The following is a 24,082-nucleotide window of genomic DNA, read 5'->3' on the forward strand; positions in this document are numbered from 1 at the left end:
CCTCACCGCGGCCCGGCGGTGGCGGCCGCCGGTGCGTTCCGATTCAGCACCAGGTTGAGCAGGAACGCGGCGATGCCACCGGCCGCGATGCCGCTGGAGAGCACCGGCTGCAACACGCCGGGCAGGTTCGCGTAGAACTCGGGCGCGCCCACCGGCAGCAGCCCGAAGCCGAAGGAGACGGCGACGATCAGGATGTTGCGCGCCTGGCCGAGATCGGCCTGCGCCATGATCTTCACCCCGATCGCGCCGACGGTGCCGAACATGACGACCCCGACGCCGCCGAGCACCGGGCCGGGCAGCGACGCCACGGCGGCGCCGAGCTTCGGCAGCAGGCCGATCAGCACCAGCAGCGCGCCCGCGGTGGCGACCACGAACCGGCTGAGCACGCGGGTCATGCTGACCAGCCCGACGTTCTCGCCGAAGGTGACGATTGTGAAGGAGTTGAAGAATCCGGCGAACGCGGTGCCCACGCCGTCGGCGCGCAGCGCGCGGGCCAGCTCGTCGCGCCCGATGTCGCGGCCGGCGATCTGCCCGATGGCGATGGTGTCCCCGGTGGACTCGACCATGTTGACCAGCTGGATGATGATCATCGGCAGGATCGCCGCGATGGTGAACTCGGGCAGCCCGAACGCGAACGGCTGCACCGCGCCGAACCAGGACGCCTCGCCCACCGCGGAGAAGTCAGCCAGGCCCAGCGGCAGCGCCACCAGCGTGCCGGCGACCAGGGCGACCAGGATCGCGAACCGGGCCACGGCCGCCGGCGCGAACGCCTCGACCAGCACCACCAGGGCGATCGTGCCCAGGGCCATCAGCAGCCGCGTCGACGAGGCGAAGTCGGCGGCGGCCGGGTCGGTGCCCGCGATCAGCTTCGAGGTGGCGGGCAGCAGCGAGAAGCCGATGATCGCGATGATCGTGCCGGTCACGATCGGCGGGAAGAACCGCATCAGGCGGCTGAACCAGGGCGCGACCAGCCAGGTCAGCAGCCCGGCGAGGATGGTCGCGCCGAACACCGCGGGCAGCCCGCCGTCCTTGCCGACCAGGATCGCCGGTGTGATCCCGGTGAACGTCGAGCCCATCACGATCGGCAGGCGCACGCCGATGTTGAACACGCCGAGCGCCTGCAGCAGCGTGGCGAGGCCGCTGACCAGCACGTTGGCGGACACCAGTACGGCGATCTGCTCGGTGGACATGCCGATGCCGAGCCCGATCAGCAGCGGGACGGTGGCCATCCCGGAGTAAGCGACCAGCACGTGCTGCAGGCCCAGCGGCAGCAGTTGGCGCAGCGGGGGAACGGTGTCGACGGCATCGGGCGGGGCGGTGGCGCGAGGTCTGGGGCGGAAGCGCATCGTTCCTCCGTGTTCCTTCAGCGCGTTTCGTGGGGGCGCGGGAGCTCAGCGCAGCAAGCCGGTCATCCCGGCGCGGTGCAGCAGGCGTTCGGCCCGTTCCTGGGCCTGCCGGATGGCGGACTGCTCGTCGACGCGCAGGCAATGCCCGTGCCGCTGGACGATTTCGCCGTCGACGACGGTGGCCACGACGTCGGTGCCGCGGGCCGCGTAGACCAGCGAGCTCACCACGTCGTGCAGCGGTTGCAGGTGCGGCCGGTCGAGATCGACCACGATCAGATCGGCCAGGCGGCCGGGTTCGAGCACTCCGGCGTCGATCCCGGCGTAGCGGGCGCCGTCGCGGGTCGCCAGGTCGAGCGCGTCCTGCGCGCGCATCGCGGCCGGATCGAGCGTGGCCAGCCGCTGGGCGAAGATGGACTGCTTCATGCCCTCGAACAGGTCTTGCCGGTGCCCGCAGCTCGGCCCGTCGGTGCCCAGCGCGACTGCGACCCCGCGGGCCCGCAGTTCGTTCAGCGGCAGGGTGCCGGACGCCAGGTAGGCGTTGGAGGTGGGATTGTGCGCGATGCGCGCTCCGGCGGTGGCGATCGCGTCGATTTCGGCTTCGTCGAGCCAGATCGCGTGCGCCATCGTGGCGCGCTCGTCGAGCAGCCCGGCCTTCGCCAGCCACTGCACCGGGCGCGCCTGGTAGGCGTTCAGGTAGCTCTGCGGATCGGTTCTGCCTTCGCAGCAGTGCGTGTGCCAGCTGGTGCCGAGCTCGCCGGCGAGCTCGACGCTGCGCCGGACGAGGTCCTGGTCGACGTAGGTGAGGTTGAGCGGCGCGGGCCAGATCTCGACCCGCGATCCCGCCGGCCGGTGCTGCATCGCCTCGCGGGTGATGGCTATTTCGTCCGCCGCTGAGTACCGGAACAGGGCCGCGGGCTGGCCGCGCCGCGCGGCGATCTCGGTGCGGGGCCCGACGATTCCGCGCGCCACCGCGCCGCGCAGCCCGGCCTGCTCGATGACGTCGGCGATGGCGAGGGTGGTCGGCAGGTCGGTGGGCGCGTAGTGGTTGTCCACCACCGTCGTCGTGCCGTGCCGCAGTGCTTCGGCCGCCGCGAGGCGGGCCGCGGTCACCGCGTCGTCGCCGTCGACCGCGATCGAGTACGGCCACATGAAGTCGCACAGCCACGGCACGATCGACATGCCCTCGCCCAAACTCCTTGCCAGCGCTTGGTAAAGGTGGTTGTGCCCGTCGACGAGGCCGGGCAGCACGGCCTGACCGGTGCAGTCGAGCACCGTTTCGGCCCGCCAGGACACCATTTCGGACTGCGGCCCGACCGCCGCGATCCGGTTGCCGGTCACGGCGACGGCGCCGGGGCGGTGGATGGTGCGGTGGTCGTCGACGGTGAGCACCGTTGCCCCGGTGAGCAGCAGGTCGCAGTGCTTCTCGTTGGTCGGAGGCATGCCGCCTCACTTCCTGGGCGGTGCGCGACCGCCCCCATCCTGAGGAGGGATTCGCCGAACGGTTGGCCCACGATGGGAGGTCACCGGCGCTGGAGCGAACGGCGGTGCCGTCAGGCGGGAGGCCCGTTCGCGGATAACATGTAAAACAAGGTGCATGTGTCGTGTCAACCCCGTCGAGCGACCTTGTTGGTTAGCCTAGTTGGCCTTTACCTGCTCGAAACTCGGATTTCGGGGAAATTACATGCAACTTGTTGACATCGTGCCGAGGCCGGTGTTGCACTCGAACGCGCCGCTGTCGAAGTGCGGCGACCCGTAGGTGCGGTGAATCGCGGCCGGGGTGCGACCGATCATTACAGGAGAGATCCGTTGATCATCGACACGCACGTGCACCCGACGAACCTGGTAGACGAGGCCTGGCGGCACACCGGTGAGCCGTTCACCGGCGAGCGGACCCTGAAGATGATGGACGGTCCGATGTGGATCAACGGCAAGCCGCGCCGGGTCGACATCAGCTGCATCATGCCGCCGCCGGGCAACACCTCCTGGCGGGAGGGCAACCGCGGCGGCCGCGACGGCATCCGGGACTACCAGGCCTATGTGACCGAGCTGGTGCAGCGCTATCCGGACCGGTTCATCGGCAACTTCATCTACAACCCTCGGTTCGGCCCGGAGAACGGCGCGAAGGAGCTGGAGTTCCACGTCAAGGAGCACGGCTACCGGATGCTCAAACTGCACGCCAACATGCACGCCTACCGGCCGGACCGGGCGCTGGACTGGCTGCGGCCGGTGATGCGGGTCTGCGACCGGCTCGGCATCATCGTGCTGATCCACACCGGCGACGGCCCGTACTCCATCCCGACGCAGTTCTACCCGATCATCCGGGAGTTCCCGGGCGTCACCTTCATCCTCGGCCACTTCGGCATCCAGACCGGCGGCGTGTACTGCTTCGAGGCGTTCTGGATGATCCAGGACTCGCACAACGTCATCGGCGAGTCCGGCTGGCTGCTGCAGTCGCGGATCGTGGAGTTCGCCAAGGAGATGAAGAAGACCAAGATGGTCTACGGCACCGACTCGCCGCCGAACGAGCCCGGCATGTGGGCGCGCGAGCTGGAGGTGCTGTGCCACGAGCCGCCGCAGGGCCTGAACCTCTCCGAGGACGACCTGGAGGGCTACCTCGGCAACAACATGGCGAAGCTGCTCGGCCTGCAGCCGACGCCGCCGCCGAAGGACAAGGCGCAGGCCGAGGCGTACCTGGGAGGCGAGGTGACGCAGGCGTCGGCGACGAACTCCCACGCCGAGACCTACGCGGGCTACACCCCGGATTCCTGGCTCGAAGAGGATGAACTCGACCCGGCTGCCAGCTGATCACGGGCGCCGGAGCGGTGTCGCGAAGCGAACGGCCTGCTCGCCTCTTCTAGCGAGGTGAACGGTCCGTTCGCTGCGTTGCTCGGAGCGGGCACCGGTGTCGGTGGGTTGGAGTGAACGGCCCGTTCGTCTCGTCTAGCGAGGTGGACAGGCCGTTCACTTCAGCTCACGAGCTGGGGCGGAGGCGTCGCGGGGCGGCGTCGCGGGCCGTGGCCTGGCCGAGTCGGATCCGCAGCCGGGAGATGTGGCGGCGGGCGGCGGCCTCGGCCATCTCCGGGTCGCCGGTGGCCATCGCGTCCACCACCGCGCGGTGCTCGTCCAGTGCGAGCCGCGGGGCTTCCGCGCCGCGCCACAGCGAGTGCAGCGCGAAGTGCGAGCGGCCGGCGATCGGCTCCAGCGCCGCCAGCAGGTGCGGGTTCTCGGCGAGTTCCCGCACCGCCCGGTGGAAGCGCATGTCCAGCTCGATCTGCGCGGCGTTGTCGGCGTCGGCGGCCAGCGCCTCCTCGTGCTCGGCGAGGATCCCGCGGAGCTGCGCCAGCCCGTCGCCGTCGAGGTGTTCCGTGGCCAGCCGCGCGGCGAGGCCTTCCAGCTGCTCGCGCACCACGTAGAGCTGGCGCAGGTCGTCGATGTCCACCCGGCTGACCTCGGCGCCCCGGTGCGGGGCGTGGGTGGCCAGGCCGTCGTGGATCAGCCGCTGCACGGCCTCGCGGACCGGGCTGCGGCTCACGTCGAGCTGGCGGGCCAGCTCCGGGACGCTCAGCCCGGTGCCGGGCGGCAGCGTGTTGTCCAGGATGGCTTTCTTCAGCGCGGCGTACGTGCGGTCGGCCAGCAGGCCTTCGCCGGTCAGCGGCGCGAGACGGGGTGCCGAGGGCATCGCGGGAACCTCACTCGATAAGCGGTACGACCTAGATATTACATGCAATCTTCCGGACTGCTCGCACCGGACACCCGGTCGCGGTGGCGCGGCGGGCCGGACGGGCCGCTCTTGACAGCGTGCGATCCGCTGGGTTCACTCTGTGCGGCCAAGGGTTTTCGGCCGCGCGAGCCCGAAAACCCTTGCGGAACAAGGCCGGGTACGAGTCCCGACATGCCGTGGCGGCACACGAGCTGTGCGATGCCGGTGTCACCTGAGCCCCTGGAGGCGGCATGCGCGACAAGTCACTTCACCGCCCGGACATCCGAGCCGCGGCCGGCGACGTGCGAACCCCGCACCCCAGCGCCGAGACGGAGCGCGCCGCCGGGGTCGGCCGGAGCACGCCACGCCCGGACGGCGCGCTGAAGGTGACCGGCCAGTTCGCCTACTCCTCGGACCTGTGGGTTTCGGGCATGGTGTGGGCGACGACGCTGCGCAGTCCGCACGCCTCGGCCCGCATCCGGTCCATCGACGCGCGGAAGGCCCTGGCGCTGGACGGGGTGCACGCGGTGCTCACCCACGAGGACGTGCCTGGCGCGAAGACCTACGGGATGAAGGTGGCCGACCAGCCGGTGCTGGCCATCGACGAGGTCCGCTACCAGGGCGAGCCGGTCGCGTTGATCGCCGCCGACGATCCGGAGACGGCGCGGCGGGCGGCGAAGCTGGTGCAGGTCGACTACGAACTCCTGGAGCCGGTGACCGATCCGGAGCGCGCGCTGGACGGCTCCGCGCGCCGCGTGCACCCGGACGGCAACCTGGTCAGGCACGTCAAGATCCGCCACGGCGACCTCGCGGCCGCGCGCGAGCGGGCCGACATCGTGGTGACCGGCGAGTACGAGGTCGGGATGCAGGACCAGGCGTTCCTCGGCCCGGAGTCCGGCCTGGCGCTGCCCGCCGAGGACGGCGGCGTCGAGCTGTACGTGTCGTCGCAGTGGCTGCACAAGGACCTGGAGCAGATCGCGCCGTGCCTGGGGCTGCCCACCGACAAGGTCCGCCTCACGCTGGCCGGGGTCGGTGGCGCGTTCGGCGGCCGCGAGGATCTGTCCGTTCATGTGCACGCCTGCATGCTCGCGCTGCGGTTGGGCAGGCCGGTGAAGATGGTCTACAACCGCGAGGAGTCGTTCTTCGGCCACGTGCACCGCCATCCGGCGAAGATGCACTACGAGCACGGAGCCACGCGGGACGGGAAACTGGTCTACGTCAAGGCGAAGCTCGTCATGGACGGCGGCGCGTACACCTCCACCTCGCCGGTCGTGATCGCCAACGCCTGCTACTTCGTCACCGGCGCCTACGAAGTCCCGCACGCCGAGATCGACGGCTTCGCGGTGTTCAGCAACAACCCGCCGTGCGGCGCGATGCGCGGTTTCGGCGCGGTCCAGTCCGCCTACGGCTGCGAGTCCAACATGGACAAGCTCGCCCGCGAGCTCGGCATGGATCCGCTGGAACTCCGGCTGCGCAACGCGATGACGACCGGAACCGTGCTGCCGACCGGGCAGGCCGTGGACGGCCCGGCGCCCGTCGCCGAACTGCTCGCGGACCTGCGGAACCGGCCGCTACCGCCCGCCGGAGCGGACCTGCTGCCGGGCGGGCTGTCCAACACGACCCGCGGCGAGGGCATCCGCCGGGGCGTCGGCTACGCGATCGGCGTCAAGGCGATCGGCTATTCCGGCGGCGTGGACGACATCTCGACGGCGCGGGTGACGGTGTCGGTCACGGCGGGCCGGCCCGCGGTGTCGGTGCACACCGCGGCGGCCGAATGCGGGCAGGGCATCACCACGGTGCAGTCCCAGATCGCCGCGACCGAGCTGGGCGTCTCGCGCGTGGTGGTGCTGCCCGCGGACACCATGATCGGCGATGCGGGTTCGGCCTCGGCATCCCGGTTGACGTGGATGTCCAGCGGCGCCGTGCAGGGCGCGTGCCGTGAGCTCGCGCGGGAGCTGCTGCGCCGAGCGGCCGACCGCACCGGCAGGCAGGCGGAATCCTTGGCGCTGCAGGACGACCACGTGGTGGACTCCGGCGGATCTCCGCTCGTGTCCATTTCGGACATCGTCGGGGACGACGTGCTGGAGCGGGTTTTCGAGTACCACCACCGCAAGACCGAGACCATCGACCCCGAGACCGGCCAGGGCGACGCCCACATCGCCTTCGCGTTCGCCGCGCACCGCGCCGTGGTGGACGTCGACGTCGACCTCGGCCTGGTCAAGGTGGTGGAGCTGGCCACCGCGCAGGACGTCGGCAAGGCGATGAACCCGCTGTCGGTCGAGGGGCAGATCGAGGGCGGCAGCGCGCAGGGCCTCGGCCTGGCGCTGATGGAGGAGATCCTGCTCGACGAGCACGGCCGGGTGCGCAACCCGTCGTTCACCGACTACCTGATCCCGACCATCCTGGACGTGCCGCCGATGCCGATCTCGGTGTTCGAGTTCCCGCACCCGGATTCGCCGTACGGCCTCAACGGGGTCGGCGAGCCGCCCACCCTGTCGTCCACCCCGGCGATCGTCAACGCCCTGCGCGACGCGACCGGCCTGGCCCTAGGCCGGGTGCCGGTGCGCCCGGACGACATCGCGCTGGCGTCCCAACCCTCGTGAGCGATGGTTCCGGTTCTTACCGGAACGAGCACTCACGAGGCAACCCACGGGTCGTGAGTGATGATGCCGGTTCTTACCGGAGTCAGCACTCACGAAGCGGTCGGGGCCCGGCCGGTGCCAGGAGTGCCCGCGAAGGCCTGCGCGATTGTGAGCCACCGGCGCGCGTCTTCGCCGACGGCGGTGATCGCCAGGTCGTCGCGGTGCCTGCGCTGCGTGACCAGCAGGCAGAAGTCGAGCGCCGGGCCGCTGACCCGGTCGGCCGCGGTTTCCGGTCCCCAGGTCCATTCGTCGCCGTCCGGGGCGCGGAGCTCGACGCGCAGCGCAACGTCCGGGACGGGCAGATCGTTGAGGGCGAAGGAGAAACCGAAGGTGCGCACGCCGAGGTGCGCGATGTGGCGCAGCCGGGCAGTGGGTTCGCGCTCGACGCCGAGGGCGTCGGCCACGTCCTGCCCGTGCGCCCAGGTCTCCATGATCCGCGCCGTCGCCATCGACGCGGGCTTCATCGGCGGCCCGTACCAGACCAGCCGGCCTTCGGCCGGCGCCGCGGTCAGCGCGGCCTGCAGCCGCTCGCGCCCCGCGCGCCAGCGCGCGAGCAGCTCGCCGGGCTCGGCGCGCGCGCCTTCGGCGGCTCCGGCGTCCACGCCGCCGTCGACGGTCCGGCGGAACTCGTCGGGATCGTCGATGGCCAGGTTGGATCGGTCGTCGGTCCAGGCCAGGTGCGCGATCTGGTGGGCGATGGTCCAGCCCGGCGCGGGGGTGGGCGTCGCCCAACCGGCCGGGTCCAGGCCCGCGACCAGCGAATCCAGGTCGGCGCTCTCGGCCCGCAGATCGGCCAGCAGTTCGGTGAGCATGTTCGTCCTTCAGGCGTGGAACACCGGCACGGCTTCGCCGTCGTCGTGCCGCTCGAAGCCGACTTCCAGGGCGATGCTTTCGGCGAGGTCCTCGGGCGCGACACCGAGGATCCGCGCGTGCAGCCATGGGCCCTCGGCGAGTTCGACGATACCGGCGACGACGTGGCCGCCACCGGGCAAGGGGACCACGGTCCAGGTCACCAGCGTCGCGCGGCCGCTCGCGGGCTCCCAGGTGAGTTCGGTGCAGCCGCAGGCCGGGCACTGAGGCACGTTCGGCGCGATGACCGGCGAACACCGCGGGCAGCGCCGGACGAGCAGTTCGCCGCGGGCGGTGCCGTCGAAGAACTCGGCGGACGCCTCGTTGCGGGCAACGGAGATCATGGTTTCTGCTTCCTTTTTTTGATCAAGGTTGATCAGGAGTTGGATGTTTCGCTCTCCGCCCACAAGGTGAGCTGGAGTCCGGGATCGGCAGTCTGATCCGCTCGGCGATCGGCCCGTTGCTGCACGATGCTTCTCACCCGCTGGTATGGGGTGTGCGGGGTGATGTCGGGGTCACCCACTCTGTGCAGGACGTTGATCGCTGCCGCGTGGTCTGCCTGCCACACCACCCCGCACCGTGTGCAGTGAAGCCGGTCCCCGCTACGACGCCCGAGGGCATCGCAGCAGGGAACGACTTGTGAGGTGTAGGCCGCGTTGACCAGCGTGAGCGCAGAACCTCTGCGCTCCGACACGCTCGCGAGCGCCTCAGCGGTGACCCCCTTGGTCCACGCCGCCAAGCGCCGGTTGACGTTCCGACCGCGTTTGTTCCGCGCGGTGAACGTTTTGGTGAGGTCTTCAGCCGCGATCAACGCGGCTTTGTCGACAACAGCATGCACCGCGCGAAACGTCGTGGTGCGCACTGTCTGCTGCCAGCGGGACGAACGCCGATACCGCTTAACCGTCCCGAGATTGTTGCTGACGATCCGGTTGGCTTTGGCGTGATCACCGGCTTCGCGGGCTTTCTCCGCCACCGACCGGATCTTCGCCCGACGAGCGTTCTTCACCTTCCGATAGTCCGACTCGCAGGTCAGCAGCTCACCCAGTTCGGTGCCGTGGTGCTGCCCATCGGAATCAGTGAGGACTTCGGTGTAGCCCTTGTCCACGCCGATCTCACGATCACCGGCAGGATTCGCCGAGGACGGCATCGCGGAAGCGTCGATCTGGTAATGCACTTCCACCTGGCCGCCACGCAGGATCAGCCGTAGCGTCCCGGACGGTGCCACCGTCGTGGTCAGTGGAATTCGCACCAACTGGCGACGCTGCAAACCCGGCACAGCAAGCCAAACGTCACCGTCTTCGCCCAGAGTGAACGTGCGGTACTGATCGGATCGAACCACGATCTGGTTGTGAGTGCGGTTGCGGCCACGCTTCCAGTGCTTGCGCATCTGCCGCGCTAGGAACGGGTCCTCAGTCCACGTGTCGCGTTTGAGCGCGGTGTACATCCGCTTCTGTTCTGCCTGGTCCGAGGTTCGCCGGTGGATCGCTTTGCGGACGGCTGCTTTCGCAGCGGCCCGGTTCGCGGTGATGTCGGCGACCGCGTCCCGAACCGTTTCCTTCCACGCATTCGCCAGCACACCGAACATCTCGGCCGTACCGTCAGCCATCCACTGGTCACGGACCTTGCGGTCGGACAGTCCTGCGCCGTTGACCGAGCCATAGCGCTGCCAGACCTCACTGCGGACAAGGCCCAACCGAAGAGCCTGCTCCGCCAGCTGCGTGTACTTACCAATGTTGAGATTCTGTGAGTACGCGATCCTGGTGACCTTCACGAGGTCACCCAGCCGCAAACAATGCTCTTTCGTTCCACAGCACCGAAACCTATTTGCAGAAATTTCCGCACACCGGCTTCGGTGAAATACCTGTGCCCGGCTGGACCGCGCCGGATGATGGTACGTCCATTTCCTTCCTCCCGGTGCACAGCACCGGTCGAACAATCCGCCTTCTGCGCGAACCCGCCGATACGGCACATCCCGGCCATCACAGCCAACAGTAGCCAACAACGAAGAACAACCGCGCACCAGATCGCACCTCCCGGAGTCAGTTGGGGGAGTTGGGGCTGAGCACGGTCGTGGAGTGGTGCGCCAGGATGCCGCCGTTGCCGCTCACCAGGACCACGTCGTTGCGCGGCGCCTGCCGCTCGCCGCCGTGGCCGCGGGCCTGGATCACCGCCTCGGACAGCGGCGTCATGCCCCACATGTAGTAGGAGGACAGCTGGCCGCCGCCGGTGTTGACCGGCAGCGTCCCGCCGGGCGCCAGCGCGCCGGAGGCGACGAACTCGCCGCCCTCGCCCTTGGCGCAGAAACCGTAGTCCTCCAACGTGATCAGCACGGTGAAGGTGTAGCAGTCGTACAGCTGGACGACGTCGACGTCGGCGATGGACACGCCCGCCATCTTCAGCGCGGCCGGACCGGCCTGCGCCGCGCCGCTGCGCAGGCCGAACTCGCTGCCGCGCGCGGCCGGGTAGTTGGGGTGCGACTGCGCGAAACCGAGCACGTGCACGGGCGGCTGCCGCAGGTCGGCGGCGCGGTCGGCGGAGGTAACGAGGACCGCGATACCGCCGTTGCTGACCAGGCAGCAGTCCAGCAGCCGCAGCGGATCGGCGATCATCCGCGATTCCTGGTGGTCGGCGAGCGTGATCGGCTCCCGCAGCTGCGCCAGCGGGTTCCGCGCGGCCCACGCCCGGTGCGCCACGGCGATCGCGCCGAGCTGCTCGGAAGTGGTGCCGTAGGCGTTCATGTGTCGCCGGGTCGCCTGCGCGTACATGGCGTTCACGCTGGTCAGTCCGCTGGCGCCGAGCAGGCCCTCGAAGCCGGTGGGTTTGCGCCGCCCGGTGTAGGCCGCCGCGCTGCCCTTGTCGGGCTGGCGGGGCGCGTCGGCGAACACGCACACCACGTTGTCGGCCATGCCGGACTGCACGGCCATCGAGGCGTAGGCGAGCATCGACCCGGCCGAGGAGCCGAACGCCTGCATCTCGGTCAGCAGCCGCAGGTCCCGGATCTGGAGTTCCTGCTGCATCGTCCAGATGTCGACGCCGCCGGATACTCCGGAGTTGGTGAGGATCCCGTCCACATCGGACAGTTCGAGGCCGGCGTCGGCGACCGCGAGGCGCACGGCGTCGGCGGCGAATTGCCCCGCGGTGCGGCCGTAGACCTTCCCCAGTTCGGTCATGCCCAGGCCGGCGATCACCGGCCGGCGTCCTGCGGAGCCCGTCAACGCTGCCTCCTCTGCGCGGCGCCCGGATCATTTCGGACCGGTTCGGTCCAAAATTACCCGGCCATGATTACCCGCCCGGCCCCGGCCGCGCAAGGCACCGGCGGCCGGTGAGCGGCAATGCGTCGTTCGGCGGTGCTGGTCGCGGCGCCGCGACCCTACGATCTCTCCGGCTGGGGCGGGGGGAACATGGCCGAAGAACCGCAGTACGACGCGTTCCTGTCCTACAGCCACGCGCTGAACCAGCGGCTGGCGCCTGCGGTGCAGAACGAGCTGCAGAGCTTCGCCAAGCCCTGGTACCGGCGGCGCTCACTGCGGATCTTCCGCGACCGGACGTCCCTGTCGGCGGATCCGGGCCTGTGGTCGACCATCGAGCGGGGCCTGCGCGCCAGCCGCTGGTTCATCCTGCTCGCCTCGCCCGAGGCGGCGCGGTCGCAGTGGGTGGCCAAGGAAGTCGACTTCTGGCTGCGCGAGAAGTCCGCCGACACGATGCTGATCGTGCTCGCCGGCGGCGAACTGGCGTGGCGCGGCGACGATATCGACTGGTCGCGCACCGACGCGCTCCCCGAGGTGCTGCGCAGCGCGTTCCGCGAGGAGCCGCACTGGGTGGATCTGAGCTGGCTCAGCGACGCCGAACAGGTCGACCGGGCCAATCCCAGGTTTCGCGAGTGCATCGCCGATCTCGCCGCCCCGCTGCGCGGCATGTCCAAGGACGAGCTCGTCGGCGAGCACATCCAGCACCACCGCCGGAACCTCCGCACGGCCTGGGGCGCGGTGTCGGCGCTGGCGGTGCTGCTGGTCGTCGCGCTGGTCGCCACCGCAGTCGCCGTGCACCAGGGAAACGTCGCCGCGCAGCAAGCGGATCTCGCGCAGGAGCGCGCCAACATCGCGACGGCCCGGTTGCTGGCCTCCGCGTCGAGCCAGCGCATCGACACGCAGCTCGACCTCAGCCAGCTGCTGGCGGTGGAAGCCCACCGGATGCGGCCCGGAACCGATTCGAGCGCCGCGTTGTTGCAGGCGGTGACGGCGAATCCGCAGCTGGTCGGCTACCTGCCGGCGGGCGGCCGGGCCACGGATCTGGCGACCCGCGGTGGATTCCTGGCCGCCAGCACGGAAGACGGGCGAATCCGGCGCTGGACCGTCGCGAACGTGCGCGAGAGCCGACCGGCCGAAGTCGCCACCGAACTGCGAAATCCCGTGCAGTTCGCGATCAGCGAAGACGGCGAACGGGCCGCGGTGACCGACGGCAACGCCGTGGTGGTCGCCGATTTCGGCACCAAGAAGACCGTGCGCCTCGGTTCGGGGCAGGCCGTCCACCGGATCGCTTTGTCGCCGGACGGCCGTTTGCTGGCCGTGCACGAAGCCGGCCCGCTGGACGCCTCCGGTGGTTTCACCGGGGAGCTGGTGCTCCACGACGCGGTGACCGGGGCCGAGCTGAAGCGCGTCCGGAGCCCCCTGTCGGCCGCGAGCATGCTGGAGATTCCTGACGCGGCAACCGTTCTGGTGGGACTGGACACCGGTCAAAGCGCGGCCCTGTCACTGCCCGATCTCGCGGTCGGCTCGACGGTCGAGGGGTACGCGCCGTTCAACAACTACACGGCCACTTTCTCGCCGGGCGGCAAATACTACGGATTCGTGAAGTTCAGCAGCTGGAACCTCTTCGCGGCAGGGCCGTGGACCGAGCGGGAGCCGGTGACCTTGCCCGAGCCGTCGGTGCCGACGCGCATGGCGCCGGCGGCGCTGGCCGTCGCGGCTGATGGGCAGCGGGCGGCGGTCGCCTCCTCGGGGCGGGTGTACGTCACCCAAGACGGGGCCGCCGCGAGGCTGGAACTGCCGGGCAACAGCCAGGTCGACGTGCTGGAGTTCGCCGAGGACGATCGATGGCTCGCGGCGGTCGTCGGCGACTCGGTCGTGGTCTGGGACCTCGATCAGACCGACCGGTTCGCCCACCACACCGGCGTGGTCCTCGAAGACCTCTCGCTCTTCCCCAGCCGACCGGGCCTGGACGTCGCCTCCGGTCGGCTGGTGACCGGGTTGCCCGAAGACGGCCCGCTGTCCGTCGTGGATCTGCGGGACGACAACTTCGCGCAGCTCCCCAACGGCTGGGAAACGGGATTCAGCGCGGTGCGCCCGATTTGGCTGCGGGACGAGCTGCTGCTGGTCGATGATCTCGGCGCCGCGCGGCTGGTGTCCGGTGCGGAGCCGTTCACGACGCGCGCGGAGTGGGCCGCGCCGGCCAGCGGGATGACGGGTTCGCCGAGCCCCGCGCTGACCGTCGCCGAGATCCCCGGCGACCGGGTGGTCATGGTCGACCGGGAAGGCCGGATCGTCGTGCGTGCGGTGCGAGACGGCGCGGTCCTCCAGGACATCGGCCGCCAGGGCTGGCCGCAGTGGCCCGCGGACGACGCGCGCCAGGCCACCGCCGCGGTGCGCCCGGACGGCGCTTCCGTCGCGCTGGCCGACGAAAATGCCGGGGTGCTGATCGTCGACCTCGCCACCGAGCGAGCCACCGCGCTGCCCGGCGCCGGCGCCGAGGACGTGGAATTCGCCCCGGACGGCCGGCTGATCGTGCAGCGGACCACCGGCCCGGTCGAGGTGTGGGATGCGGGCCGGTTGCAGCTCGAACGCATCCTGGCGGCATCCGACCTCGCCGGGGACGACCTGGCGGTCTCGCCGGACGGCCGGTACGTGGCGGGGATTCGCTCCGACGGCGGCGTCGTCGTGCTGGAACTCGCCTCGGGTCAGCGATTCGGCGTCCTGCCGCTGCCCGCACCGGGGTTCTCTTGGAGCGGCGAGATCGGCGACACCAGCGGAATCGCCTTCGGCGCGGACTCCAGGGAGCTGTTCAGCGTCACGGCCGGTGGCGAACTCCTGCGGTGGCCGCTGGACCCGCAGGAGTGGATCCGCCGCGCCTGCGCGACGGCCGGCCGCGACCTGACGCCGCAGGAGTGGCGCCAGGTCGTGGGCACCGAGCCGCCCGCCGATCTCCGCTGCATGCGCTGACCGGCGCGGCCGCTCACCGGCCTGCGGCCACCAGCTCGGGCGCCGGGGCCTCGACAGGTGCGAGCAGGCCGCGGCGGGCCAGCTCCGGGTGCACGCCCTCACCGAACCAGTAGGCCTCTTCCAGGTGCGGGTAGCCGGAGAGCACGAACTCCTCGATGCCCACCGCGTGGTACTCCTCGATCAGGTCCGCGACCTCGGTGTGGCTGCCGACGAACGCGGTGCCCGCGCCGCCGCGCAGCAGCCCCACGCCGGCCCACAGCCCCGGGTGGATCTCCAGGTCCCGCGCGTCGCTGCGCAGCACGCCGCCGTGCAGGGCGGCCATGTTGCGCTGGCCGGTGGATTCGGTGGCCGCGAACTTCGCCTGGGAGGCGGCCACGTCGGCGGGATCCATCTGGTCGACGAACTTCTGCGCGGTTGCCCAGGCCTCGGCGCTGGTGTCCCGGGTGATGATGTGCGCGCGGATGCCGAACCGCAGGGTGCGGCCCTCCTCGGCGGCGAGTTCGCGCAACCGCTGCACCTTCTGCGCCACCGTGCCCGGCGGCTCGCCCCAGGTCAAGTGCACGTCCGCGCGGCGCGCGGCCACCGGCAGGGCGGCGTCGGAGGAGCCGCCGAAGTACAGCGGCGGCTGCGGGTCCGGCGCCTCGAACGCGGTCGCGCCGCGGATCTGGTAGTGCTCGCCGTCGAAGTCGAACGGCTCGCCGGCGAAGATGCCGCGCAGCACGGCGAGGAACTCGTCGGTGCGCGCGTAGCGCTGGTCGTGGTCCAGCCAGTCGCCGAAGCGCTGCTGCTCGACGGATTCGCCACCGGTGACGATGTTCAGCAGCAGCCGCCCACCCGAGACTCGCTGGTAGGTGGCGGCGAGCTGGGCGGCCAGGGTCGGGGTCAGCGAACCGGGCCGGAACGCCACCAGGAACTTGATGCGCCGGGTGCGGGCCAGCAGCGCCGCGGTGGTGACCCAGGCGTCCTGGCACCAGCTGCCGGTTGGGGTGAGCATCCCGGTGAAGCCGAGGTGCTCGGCGGCCTGCGCGACCTGCGCCAGGTAGTCGATGTCCGGGCGGCGCGGCGTGTCGGCGCCGGACGGCGTGACGTGCGGACGGTCCACGATGGACCGGCCGTCGCCGTGGGCGGGCAGGAACCAGTGCGTGGTGACACTCATGCGTTGTTCTCCCGGGGGTTTCTTCTTTGTTCTTGAAGCGGCGCAGCCGCTTAGCTCACCTACGCCGCTTGCACCGCTGCGGGTTCTCAGACAGTGCCCACCCCGCCGGGGTTCTTGGCGAGGACAGTCCCGATGCCGCGTATTGGACATACGTAAGTCGGGGCTCCCACAGTCCAGGCGGCGGCCGTAACTCCCGCAGGGGGGCCGCCACCCGCACCGCCACGCAAGATGAGTTCGGAGACAGGTCAGGCGGTGGCGAGTTGGGCGGCGAACCTGGTGTCGACGAACTCGGCGAACTCGAACCGGCGCGGGATCTCCTTTGCCGCCACGAACGCGTCCGCGAGTTCCTGCTCCGAGCGGATCACCGCGTCGTCCAGCGCGACCGGCAGGTCCGGCCCCAGCCCGGTGGCGCGCCGGGTCACCTCGATCGGCAGCCCGGTGTCATCGGACCAGGCCTGCGCGCGCCGTTCGCGGTTTCCGTCGGCGAAGCGCTGCGCCTTGGCCAGCCGCACCAGGTAGTCGGCGATGGCGGTGTTGCGGCCCGCATCGGCCAGCGCGGCCGTTCCCGCGACCTGGAAGCTCAGGCCGTTGGCGGTGCCCTGCCCGTCGGCGATCGCCCTGGCGCCCGATTCCAGCTGGATCTGCGAGAAGTACGGGTCCCAGATCGCCCACGCGTCCACGGAGCCCTGCTTGAACGCGCCGAGCGCGTCGGAGGGCTGCAGGAACACCAGCTCGACGTCGTCGGGCGTGAGCCCGGCGGTGCGCAGCGTCAGGAGGATCTGGCCGTGCGCCGAACTTCCCTTGGCGACCGCGATCTTGCGGCCCCGGAGCTGATCGCGGCCGCGCAGCGGCGAGTCCGGCAGCACCACCAGCGCGTCGCTGGCGACGTTGCCCTTGGACGCGGCGATGATCTTGAGCTTCGCCCCGGCCGCGGCGGCGAACAGCGGCGGCGTGTTGCCGACGGCGCCGAGGTCGATCGCGTCCGCCGACGCGGCTTCCAGCAGCGGCGGGCCGGACGGGAAGGTCGCCCACTGCACCGTGTACGGGAAGTCGTCCAAGCCGGCCGACCGCAGCAGGGAACGCGAATTTCCCTTCTGGTCGCCGACGCGCAGGGTCACCCGCGACAGCTGCGCGGCGTCGACCGGCGCGGGCACCGGCGCCTGAGCCGGGTCGCCGCGGCCGCTCGCGCAGGCGCTGAGCAGCCCGGCAGAGGTGGCGGAAAGAGCAAGGGCAGCAAGGAATTCACGACGACGCACGGTCGATTGCTCCATCGTTGCGGGGAAAGTGGCACGCCATCGGCGGGCAGCACGAAGCGGCCCGGGAAGGGCGAGGATCAGCGCGAAGTGGTCAGCAGGAACGACATGCGGAACTGGCCTGCCGTCGCAGATCGACGTGCAGGCGCCAGGTCAACGCGATGCGTCCGGGCATGGGCACGATGCTTTCAGCCGCCCGGCGGAGCGTCAACGACGAGCGGGAGGCTCCCACAGATCGAGAACGCCCGGCCTGATCCGCGGTCAGTCGAGGCGGATCTCCCAGTTGCGGGAGATGAACACGATCGCGGCGAGTGCGCCGGCGGACAGCACGCCACCGCCCTCGCCGAGGAAGAGGCACAGCACCGCGACAACGGCGGCGAAGAACGCCAGCGCCGTCTGCGGCGACGTGACCGCCCAGATCCGCCGCCACGTGCTGGTTTCGGTCAACCGGCGGGCCAACTTGGGGTCCTCGCCGCTGAGCTGTTGCTCGATCTCCCTCAGGCGGCGCCGTTCATCCCTCGGCAGCATGGCCACCTCCAACGGTTCATCCGCCTCGTTGAACAAGTATTGCAACGATGTCTCCCGCTGTGAAGGGTCCATCGGCACGTGTGCTCGGCCGTGCGGTTAGCCTGTGTCCGCAGTCGTCGCGGCAGGGAGTTTTCCGATGGAGATCTGGGTCAATCCGGCGTGTTCGAAATGCCGTTCGGCGGTGTCGCTGCTGGACGAGGCGGGCGCGGATTACACCGTGCGCCGCTACCTGGAGGACCCGCCGACGGCCGCGGAACTGGCCGAGGTGCTGGATCGGCTCGGGCTGGAGCCGTGGGACATCGCCAGGACGGCCGAGCCGGTGGCGAAGGAGCTCGGCCTGAAGACCTGGGACCGGGAGCCGTCGACCCGGGATCGGTGGATCGAAGCGCTGGTGGCGAACCCGAAGCTCATCCAGCGCCCGATCATCACGGCCGACGACGGCACCACGGTCGTCGCCCGGACGCCGGAAGCCGTGCGGTCGGTGCTGCCGGAAACTGACTGACCGGCGAGGAAAACGGTCGGTTCTTCCCGCCGGATGCGTTCAGCGCGCACGAGAACGGGGGCGGACGCTCATCGCGCCCGCCCCCGTTTCGGTTGATCAGGCCGCCGCCGCGGCCGGCTCGCCGATCTGGAAGGCCAGCTCGCCGTCGGCCGCGGACACCCGCAGCCGGGCTCCCTCGGCCAGTTCGCCGTCCAGGATCAGGTCGCTGATCCGGTCGTCGACCTCCCGCTCGATCGCCCGCCGCAACGGCCGGGCCCCGAACTCGGGCCGGTAGCCGCGCTCGGCGATCCAGGACACCGCCGCCGCGTCGAACTCGACGCCGATGCCCATCGCCCGCAGCCGGCGCACGGTCTGCTCCAGCAGCATCCGGGTGATCGTGTGCAGCTGCTCGCCGTCGAGCCGCTTGAAGACCACGATCTCGTTGATGCGGTTGAGGAATTCCGGTCGGAACGCCTCGCGCAGCCGCGGCATGATCCGCTCGTCCAGCGCCGGGTCGGCGTCCGAGGCGGTGAAGCCGATCTTGCCGCCCGCGCTGGAGACGACCTCCGAGCCGAGGTTGCTCGTCATGATCAACACCGTGTTGGTGAAGTCGACGGTGCGGCCCTGACCATCGGTCAACCGGCCGTCGTCGAGCACCTGCAGCAGCGTGTTGAACACGTCCGGGTGCGCCTTCTCGACCTCGTCCAGCAGGATCACCGAGTACGGGTGCCGCCGCACCGCCTCGGTCAGCTCACCGGCCTCGCCGTGCCCGACATAGCCGGGCGGTGCGCCGACGAGCCGGCTGGCGGTGTGCCGCTCCTGGAACTCGCTCATGTCCAGCCGCACCATCCGCTGCTCGTCGCCGAACAGCGACTCGGCCAGCGCCTTGGCCAGCTCGGTCTTGCCGACGCCGGTCGGGCCGAGGAACAGGAAGCTGCCGACCGGCCGGTCGGGGTCGCCCAGCCCGCTGCGCGACCGCCGCACCGCGCGGGCCAGCGCCCGCACCGCGTCGTCCTGGCCGACCACGCGCTGGTGCAGCTCCTGCTCCAGCCCTTGCAGCCGGACCTTCTCGGCGGCGGTCAGGCGGCTGACCGGCACACCGGTCGCCCGCGCGACGACCTCGGCGATGTCCTCGGCCGTGACCTCCAGGACACCGGTTTCGCCGGCGTCGCCGAGCTCGCCCTGCGCCTTGCCGATCTCGTCGCGCAACGCCGACGCCCGCTCGTAGTCCTCCGCGGCGACCGCCGCGTCCTTCTCCTGCTCCAGCCGCTCGATGCGGCTGCGCAGCTCGGCGCCGTCCGGCGCCGCCGACAGCCGCTTGCGCGCGCCGGCCTGGTCGATCAGGTCGATCGCCTTGTCCGGCAGGAACCGGTCGTTGATGTACTGGTCGGACAGCCGGGCCGCGGCCTCCACCGCGTCTTCGGTGTAGCGGACCTGGTGGTGCGCCTCGTAGTGCTCGCGCAGGCCCTGCAGGATCGAGACGGTGTCCGGCACGCTCGGTTCCGGCACCTGGACCGGCTGGAAGCGGCGTTCCAGGGCCGGGTCCTTCTCGATGTGCTTGCGGTACTCGTCCAGCGTCGTCGCGCCGACCACGTGCAGTTCGCCGCGGGCCAGTCGGGGCTTGAGCATGTTGCCGGCGTCCATCGCGCCCTCGGCACCACCGGCGCCGACAACGGTGTGCAGCTCGTCGATGAACACGATCAGCTCGCCGCGGTGCTGCGAGATCTCGTCGATGACCTTGGTCATCCGCTCCTCGAAGTCGCCGCGGTACCGGGTGCCGGCCAGCATCCCGGACAGGTCCAGCTGGATCACCCGCTTGCCGGTCAGCACCCGCGGCACGTTCCCGGCGGCGATGCGCTGGGCCAGGCCCTCGACGATCGCGGTCTTGCCGACGCCCGCCTCGCCGATGAGCACCGGGTTGTTCTTGGTGCGCCGGGACAGGATCTCGACGGTCTGCTCGATCTCGTCGGCGCGGCCGATCACCGGGTCCAGCTCGCCGTCGCGGGCGCGGGCGGTGAGGTCCCGGCCGTACTGGTCGAGCGTGGGCGTGTCGCTGTCCTTGCGCGGCGCCTCCTGCTCGGCGCGGGGGCGCTGGCTCGCGGCGCGCAACTCCTCGGGCCCGGCGCCGGCGGAGCCGAGCAGCCGCCCGGTTTCCGAATCCGGGCTCGCCGACATGGCGAGCAGGACGTGGTGCGGGCCGATGTAGGTGGAGCCGAGCGCGCGGGCCACCCGGTGCGCGTCGGCGAGCACCGTCCGGGCCGCCAGCGTCAGCGTCACCGGCCGGTCGCCGGTGGCCTCACCGGCAGCCGGGAGGTGCTCCTCGATCTGCGCGGCGAGGGCGTCGGCGTCCACGCCGACCTGCGTCAACTGTTCGCGCGTCGGGGTCTCGTGCGCGGCCGACCACAGCAGGTGCAGCGCGTCCAGGTCGGTCTGCCCGCGGTCGCGGGCGAAGCGCGCGGCCCCGCCCAGCAGCTGTTGCGCCTGCTCGGTCATCAGCTCGGTGATGTCGATCCGGCGCGAGCCGGGCGCGGCGTCGTCGGCACCGAAGAAGCGCGCGAAGTACTCGTCGAACGGGCCGCCTGACGGTCCGAAGAACGTCGCCATTCCTAACCTCCTCGCGACGGTGTTGCTGGCTTCCGCCGCCATCTACTTGAGTCCGTTGCTATCAACCAACGTCAGTCTGGTCCGGGTAATTCCAACCAGTCCCACAAGTGGCGCGCGTCACCACTTGCCGCAGCGGTCCGCGGCCAATATGGTTCGATGGGAATATTTATCCGACGGAATATGCACTGATGGGGGACGGATGAACGACGAATTGCGGCAGCTCGACGACGGCCGGTACGAGCTGCGCTTCGAGCGCCGGCTCGCGCATCCGCGGGAGAAGGTGTGGCGGGCGATCACTGATCCGGCGCAGCTGCGGGCATGGTTCGTGGAGATCCTCGACTACGACCGGAGCCGCTTGGACTTCGCCGCCGGCACGGCGCTGGCCTTCGTGCCGAAGGAGGAGCACGACCTGCCGGAGGGGAAGGGGCGGACCACCCGGTTCGATCCGCCGAACCTGCTGGAGCACACCTGGGATGCGGAGGTCCTGCGCTGGGAGCTGGCGGCGGACGGCCCGGACGGCTGCCGGTTGATCTTCACCAACATCGTCGCCGACCGCGACTTCGCCACCGCGGTCGAACCGGGCTGGCGAGCGGGCCTGGACCAGTTGATCGCATTCCTCGCCGGGACGAGCGGGAACTCCGCCTAGGCGATATCGGTCCACAGTGGATCGGACGTCCAGGCGCCCTCGTCGAGCTGCCGGTCGATCTCGTCGCGCAGGCACGGGCATTCCTCGGCCGGATGATCCCGGGTGCAGGTCAGGAACGGCCCCAGGCACCGTTCGGCCTTGGCCAGCCGCTCCTGCTCGGCGCGGATCGCGGCCATCCGCTGCTCCACGACCTCCTGCCAGCGCCGTTCGGGCGCATTGCCGTGCAGGATCACCGCGATCTCGTCGAGCCGGAGCATGCAGGTGTCCCGCAGGATCCGGACCAGCGCGATGCGGCGCAGCTGGCCCGCGTCGTAGCAGCGGTGCCCGGAACCGTTGCGCACCGAACGGATCAGGCCGCGTTCCTCCCAATAGCGCAGTGCCGACACCGCCAGCCCGCACCGCTCGGCGGCCACTCCGATGGGAGTCAGGTCCTCGCTCACCCGACCATTTGACCTCAAGCCGACTTGAGCACGCATCGTGATCTTCCCGGCGGGCGCACGCCCGCCGATCAACGGGAGGTTCCAGGTTGCTCACGTCGGTTTTTCTCGCGACGTTCATGGCATTGCTCGACATGAGCATCGTCAACGTCGCGCTGCCCGCGATCCAGGCGGGACTGGGTGCGACGGCGACCGGCGCCCAGTGGGTCGTCGACGGCTACACGTTGTGCCTGTCGGCGTTCATGCTCACCGGCGGCGCGCTGGGGGACAGGTTCGGCCGCAAGAAGGTCTTCCTCGTCGGCTTGGGCATCTTCACCGCCGGGTCGGCCTGGTGCGCGTTCGCCCCGACGATCGAACTGCTGATCGTGGGCAGGTTGGTGCAGGGCGCGGGAGCGTCCGTGCTGACACCGGGTGCGCTGTCGCTGCTGACCCACGCCTACCCGGACCCGGCCGCTCGGGCGCGCATGATCGGGATCTGGGGCGGTTTCAGCGGTTTGGCGTCGGTGCTGGGCCCGCTGGTGGGCGGGCTGCTCACCGACCGCTTCGGCTGGCCCGCGCTGTTCCTGATCAACCTGCCGCTGGCCGTGGTCGCGCTGGTGCTGGGGTTGCGCGGCATCCGGGAATCGGCCAGCCCCGAGCACGCGGCCACCGACCCGCTCGGCCAGGTGCTGGCCGTGTTCGGCCTCGCGGGCCTGACCTACGCGGTGATCGAGAGCGCGCAGGCGTCCTGGGCTTCCGCCGAAGTCCTGCTGCCGCTGCTGCTGGGGCTCGGCTGCCTCGCGGCGTTCATCGTCGTGGAGGTCCGCGGCCCGAATCCGATGCTGCCGGTCGGGCTGTTCCGGCAGCGGCAGTTCGCCGTCACCGCCGCGGCCTCGTTCGTCCTGGGCTTCGGGTCCTACGGCTGCTTCTACCTCTTCTCCCTCTTCCTGCAGCAGGTGCAGGGCGCCGACGCCACCGCGGCCGGGTTGCAGTTCGTGCCGTACTCGCTGGCGATCGCGCTGGGCACGGTCGTGTCCGGCAGGTGGGTGGGCCGCCGCGGGCACCGGGTTCCCATGGTCGTCGGCTACACCGTCATCGGTGCCGCGCTGCTGGCCATGCTCGTCTTCCGCCCGGACACGTCGTACCTGGTCATCGGCGTGCTGTTCGCGGTGTTGGGCAGTGGGATGGGGCTGGCGATCGCCGCCACCAACGCGGCCGCCATGTCGGCCGTCGCCCGGCACCGCTCGGGCATCGCGGCAGCGGTGGTCAACGCGCTGCGCCAGGCGGGCGCCGCCCTGGGCATCGCTGTCCTCGGCATGCTCGTCACCGCCCGAGGCGTCGCGGTGCTGGCCGATGACATCGGCGTGCCGACCGCGCAGCGGGCCATGGCCAGCGGTGGCGCCGACGGCCTGTTCGGCGCCGGTTTCACCGCCGGCCTGCATCTGAGCCTGGTGGTCGCGGGCGTGGCGACGCTGCTGGTCGCGGCGCTCGTCGCGGCCCCGCCGGGCACGAAGTCACCGGAGACCGCGCCGGAGACCACGGTCCCGGCGGGGCGGGACTAGTGCTCGGCGTTGCGCTGGCCGACGCGGTAGGTGCCGGCGGATCGGACGTGGTCGATCATGATCCGCTCCGCCGTCGCGCCGTCTCCGGCTTCCAGGGCGTCGAGGAGCTCGGCGTGGGCGTTCAGGTGGCGTTGGGTGTGCTCCGCGTCGAGCCAGAGCGACGCGTCGGTCGGCACCGGATAGCTGTTGCGGACCGCGCGGGCGTGCTTGCCGAGGAAGGCAGGCCCGCCGATGTCGGCGATCGCCAGGTGCAGTTCCTGGCTCCGCTCGCCGAGCCGGTCCCGGTCGCCCTCGGCCGCATCGCGGACCATCGCCTCGTGCCGTTCCCGGAGCCGGGCGAGCTGTTCCGGGGTGATCCGGTCGGCGGCCAGCCGGGCGCCAAGACCCTCGACCACGGCCCGGACGTTGTAGTACTCGAACAGGGCGTCGTCGCTGAGGTCGATCACGGTCGCGCCGTGGTGGCTCTGGTAGCTGACCAGGCGATCGTTCTCCAGGCGCCGCAGGGCCTCCCGGACCGGGGTGATCGACACGCCCAGCCGCTGGGCGAGCGGAGCGGCCTTCAGCTGGGTGCCGCCGGGGATCTGCGCGCTGCGGATCTCTTGCAGCAGCACGCTGTAGACGTAGTCCGCCTTGCTCATAGGCGGCCGGTTCGGCCCTGACATCCCCAGTCCTTCGGCTAGTCGA

Annotated in this window: 19 protein-coding genes; 6 read left to right on the plus strand and 13 right to left on the minus strand. The window is 70.7% G+C overall.

The features are described from left to right. Positions 1-2 precede the first annotated feature (2 nt). Complete coding sequence (locus AB0I53_RS27945) at positions 3-1,346, minus strand: nucleobase:cation symporter-2 family protein (RefSeq protein WP_358609045.1); 1,344 nt, start codon at positions 1,344-1,346, stop codon at positions 3-5. Positions 1,347-1,391: 45 nt separating this feature from the next. After that, complete coding sequence (locus tag AB0I53_RS27950; protein WP_358609048.1) at positions 1,392-2,786, minus strand: amidohydrolase; 1,395 nt, start codon at positions 2,784-2,786, stop codon at positions 1,392-1,394. 366 nt (positions 2,787-3,152) lie between these two features. Between AB0I53_RS27950 and AB0I53_RS27955 the strand changes: the two genes are divergently transcribed. Continuing rightward, a complete protein-coding gene (locus tag AB0I53_RS27955) occupies positions 3,153-4,151 on the plus strand; it encodes an amidohydrolase family protein (protein WP_358609051.1) in 999 nt (332 codons plus the stop codon). Positions 4,152-4,317: 166 nt separating this feature from the next. Here the strand turns inward: AB0I53_RS27955 and AB0I53_RS27960 are convergent, their stop codons facing one another. Next, on the minus strand, positions 4,318-5,025 hold the full coding sequence (locus AB0I53_RS27960) for a GntR family transcriptional regulator (RefSeq protein ID WP_358609053.1): 708 nt from the start codon (positions 5,023-5,025) through the stop codon (positions 4,318-4,320). Between the two features lie 272 nt (positions 5,026-5,297). Between AB0I53_RS27960 and pucD the strand changes: the two genes are divergently transcribed. Further along, complete coding sequence (gene pucD / locus AB0I53_RS27965; protein WP_358609056.1) at positions 5,298-7,649, plus strand: xanthine dehydrogenase subunit D; 2,352 nt, start codon at positions 5,298-5,300, stop codon at positions 7,647-7,649. Between the two features lie 89 nt (positions 7,650-7,738). Here pucD and AB0I53_RS27970 read toward each other — a convergent pair whose 3' ends face one another. The 4 genes from AB0I53_RS27970 to AB0I53_RS27985 all read right to left on the minus strand — a co-directional run bounded on the left by AB0I53_RS27970 (position 7,739) and on the right by AB0I53_RS27985 (position 11,752). Next, a complete protein-coding gene (locus AB0I53_RS27970; RefSeq protein WP_358609059.1) occupies positions 7,739-8,500 on the minus strand; it encodes a TIGR03084 family metal-binding protein in 762 nt (253 codons plus the stop codon). Between the two features lie 9 nt (positions 8,501-8,509). Next, on the minus strand, positions 8,510-8,881 hold the full coding sequence (locus AB0I53_RS27975; RefSeq protein ID WP_358609062.1) for an OB-fold domain-containing protein: 372 nt from the start codon (positions 8,879-8,881) through the stop codon (positions 8,510-8,512). A gap of 32 nt (positions 8,882-8,913) precedes the next feature. Continuing rightward, positions 8,914-10,308, minus strand: a complete 1,395-nt coding sequence (locus AB0I53_RS27980; RefSeq protein WP_358609065.1) for a transposase — start codon at positions 10,306-10,308, stop codon at positions 8,914-8,916. A 268-nt stretch (positions 10,309-10,576) separates the two neighbouring features. Next, the gene (locus tag AB0I53_RS27985) at positions 10,577-11,752 is read right to left on the minus strand and encodes a thiolase family protein (RefSeq protein WP_358609068.1); all 1,176 of its coding nucleotides are present in this window, start codon (positions 11,750-11,752) and stop codon (positions 10,577-10,579) included. A gap of 186 nt (positions 11,753-11,938) precedes the next feature. Between AB0I53_RS27985 and AB0I53_RS27990 the strand changes: the two genes are divergently transcribed. Further along, positions 11,939-14,752: a hypothetical protein gene (locus AB0I53_RS27990; RefSeq protein WP_358609071.1), complete on the plus strand. Its 2,814-nt coding sequence runs from the start codon at positions 11,939-11,941 to the stop codon at positions 14,750-14,752. 13 nt (positions 14,753-14,765) lie between these two features. Here the strand turns inward: AB0I53_RS27990 and AB0I53_RS27995 are convergent, their stop codons facing one another. From AB0I53_RS27995 to AB0I53_RS28005, 3 genes are all read right to left on the minus strand, one after another. After that, positions 14,766-15,908 carry an LLM class flavin-dependent oxidoreductase gene (locus tag AB0I53_RS27995; protein WP_358609074.1) on the minus strand — a complete coding sequence of 381 codons (1,143 nt, stop codon included), beginning with the start codon at positions 15,906-15,908 and terminating at the stop codon, positions 14,766-14,768. Positions 15,909-16,153: 245 nt separating this feature from the next. Further along, positions 16,154-17,164, minus strand: a complete 1,011-nt coding sequence (locus tag AB0I53_RS28000) for an ABC transporter substrate-binding protein (RefSeq protein WP_358609077.1) — start codon at positions 17,162-17,164, stop codon at positions 16,154-16,156. 258 nt (positions 17,165-17,422) lie between these two features. Then, positions 17,423-17,689: a DUF3040 domain-containing protein gene (locus tag AB0I53_RS28005; protein ID WP_358609080.1), complete on the minus strand. Its 267-nt coding sequence runs from the start codon at positions 17,687-17,689 to the stop codon at positions 17,423-17,425. A gap of 136 nt (positions 17,690-17,825) precedes the next feature. On the opposite strand from AB0I53_RS28005, the gene AB0I53_RS28010 reads away from it, so the two are divergent. After that, positions 17,826-18,191 (plus strand): arsenate reductase family protein, encoded by a 366-nt coding sequence (locus AB0I53_RS28010; RefSeq protein WP_358609082.1) that lies wholly within the window; start codon positions 17,826-17,828, stop codon positions 18,189-18,191. A 96-nt stretch (positions 18,192-18,287) separates the two neighbouring features. On the opposite strand, the gene AB0I53_RS28015 is transcribed toward AB0I53_RS28010, so the two are convergent. Continuing rightward, entirely contained in the window at positions 18,288-20,774 is a 2,487-nt protein-coding gene (locus AB0I53_RS28015) for an ATP-dependent Clp protease ATP-binding subunit (protein WP_358609085.1), read from the minus strand. A gap of 199 nt (positions 20,775-20,973) precedes the next feature. Here AB0I53_RS28015 and AB0I53_RS28020 point away from each other — a divergent pair, with 199 nt between their 5' ends. Beyond that, a complete protein-coding gene (locus AB0I53_RS28020) occupies positions 20,974-21,420 on the plus strand; it encodes an SRPBCC domain-containing protein (RefSeq protein ID WP_358609088.1) in 447 nt (148 codons plus the stop codon). Here AB0I53_RS28020 and AB0I53_RS28025 read toward each other — a convergent pair. Beyond that, positions 21,417-21,860, minus strand: a complete 444-nt coding sequence (locus AB0I53_RS28025; protein ID WP_358609091.1) for a MerR family transcriptional regulator — start codon at positions 21,858-21,860, stop codon at positions 21,417-21,419. The genes AB0I53_RS28020 and AB0I53_RS28025 overlap by 4 nt on opposite strands. Before the next feature lie 86 nt (positions 21,861-21,946). On the opposite strand from AB0I53_RS28025, the gene AB0I53_RS28030 reads away from it, so the two are divergent. Next, the gene (locus AB0I53_RS28030) at positions 21,947-23,398 is read left to right on the plus strand and encodes a DHA2 family efflux MFS transporter permease subunit (protein ID WP_358609094.1); all 1,452 of its coding nucleotides are present in this window, start codon (positions 21,947-21,949) and stop codon (positions 23,396-23,398) included. Here AB0I53_RS28030 and AB0I53_RS28035 read toward each other — a convergent pair. Further along, entirely contained in the window at positions 23,395-24,036 is a 642-nt protein-coding gene (locus tag AB0I53_RS28035) for a GntR family transcriptional regulator (RefSeq protein WP_358609097.1), read from the minus strand. The genes AB0I53_RS28030 and AB0I53_RS28035 overlap by 4 nt on opposite strands. Between the last annotated feature and the right edge of the window lie 46 nt (positions 24,037-24,082).

Origin of the sequence: Saccharopolyspora sp. NPDC050389 (genome assembly GCF_040655595.1) — a bacterium.
GTDB lineage: Bacteria > Actinomycetota > Actinomycetes > Mycobacteriales > Pseudonocardiaceae > Saccharopolyspora.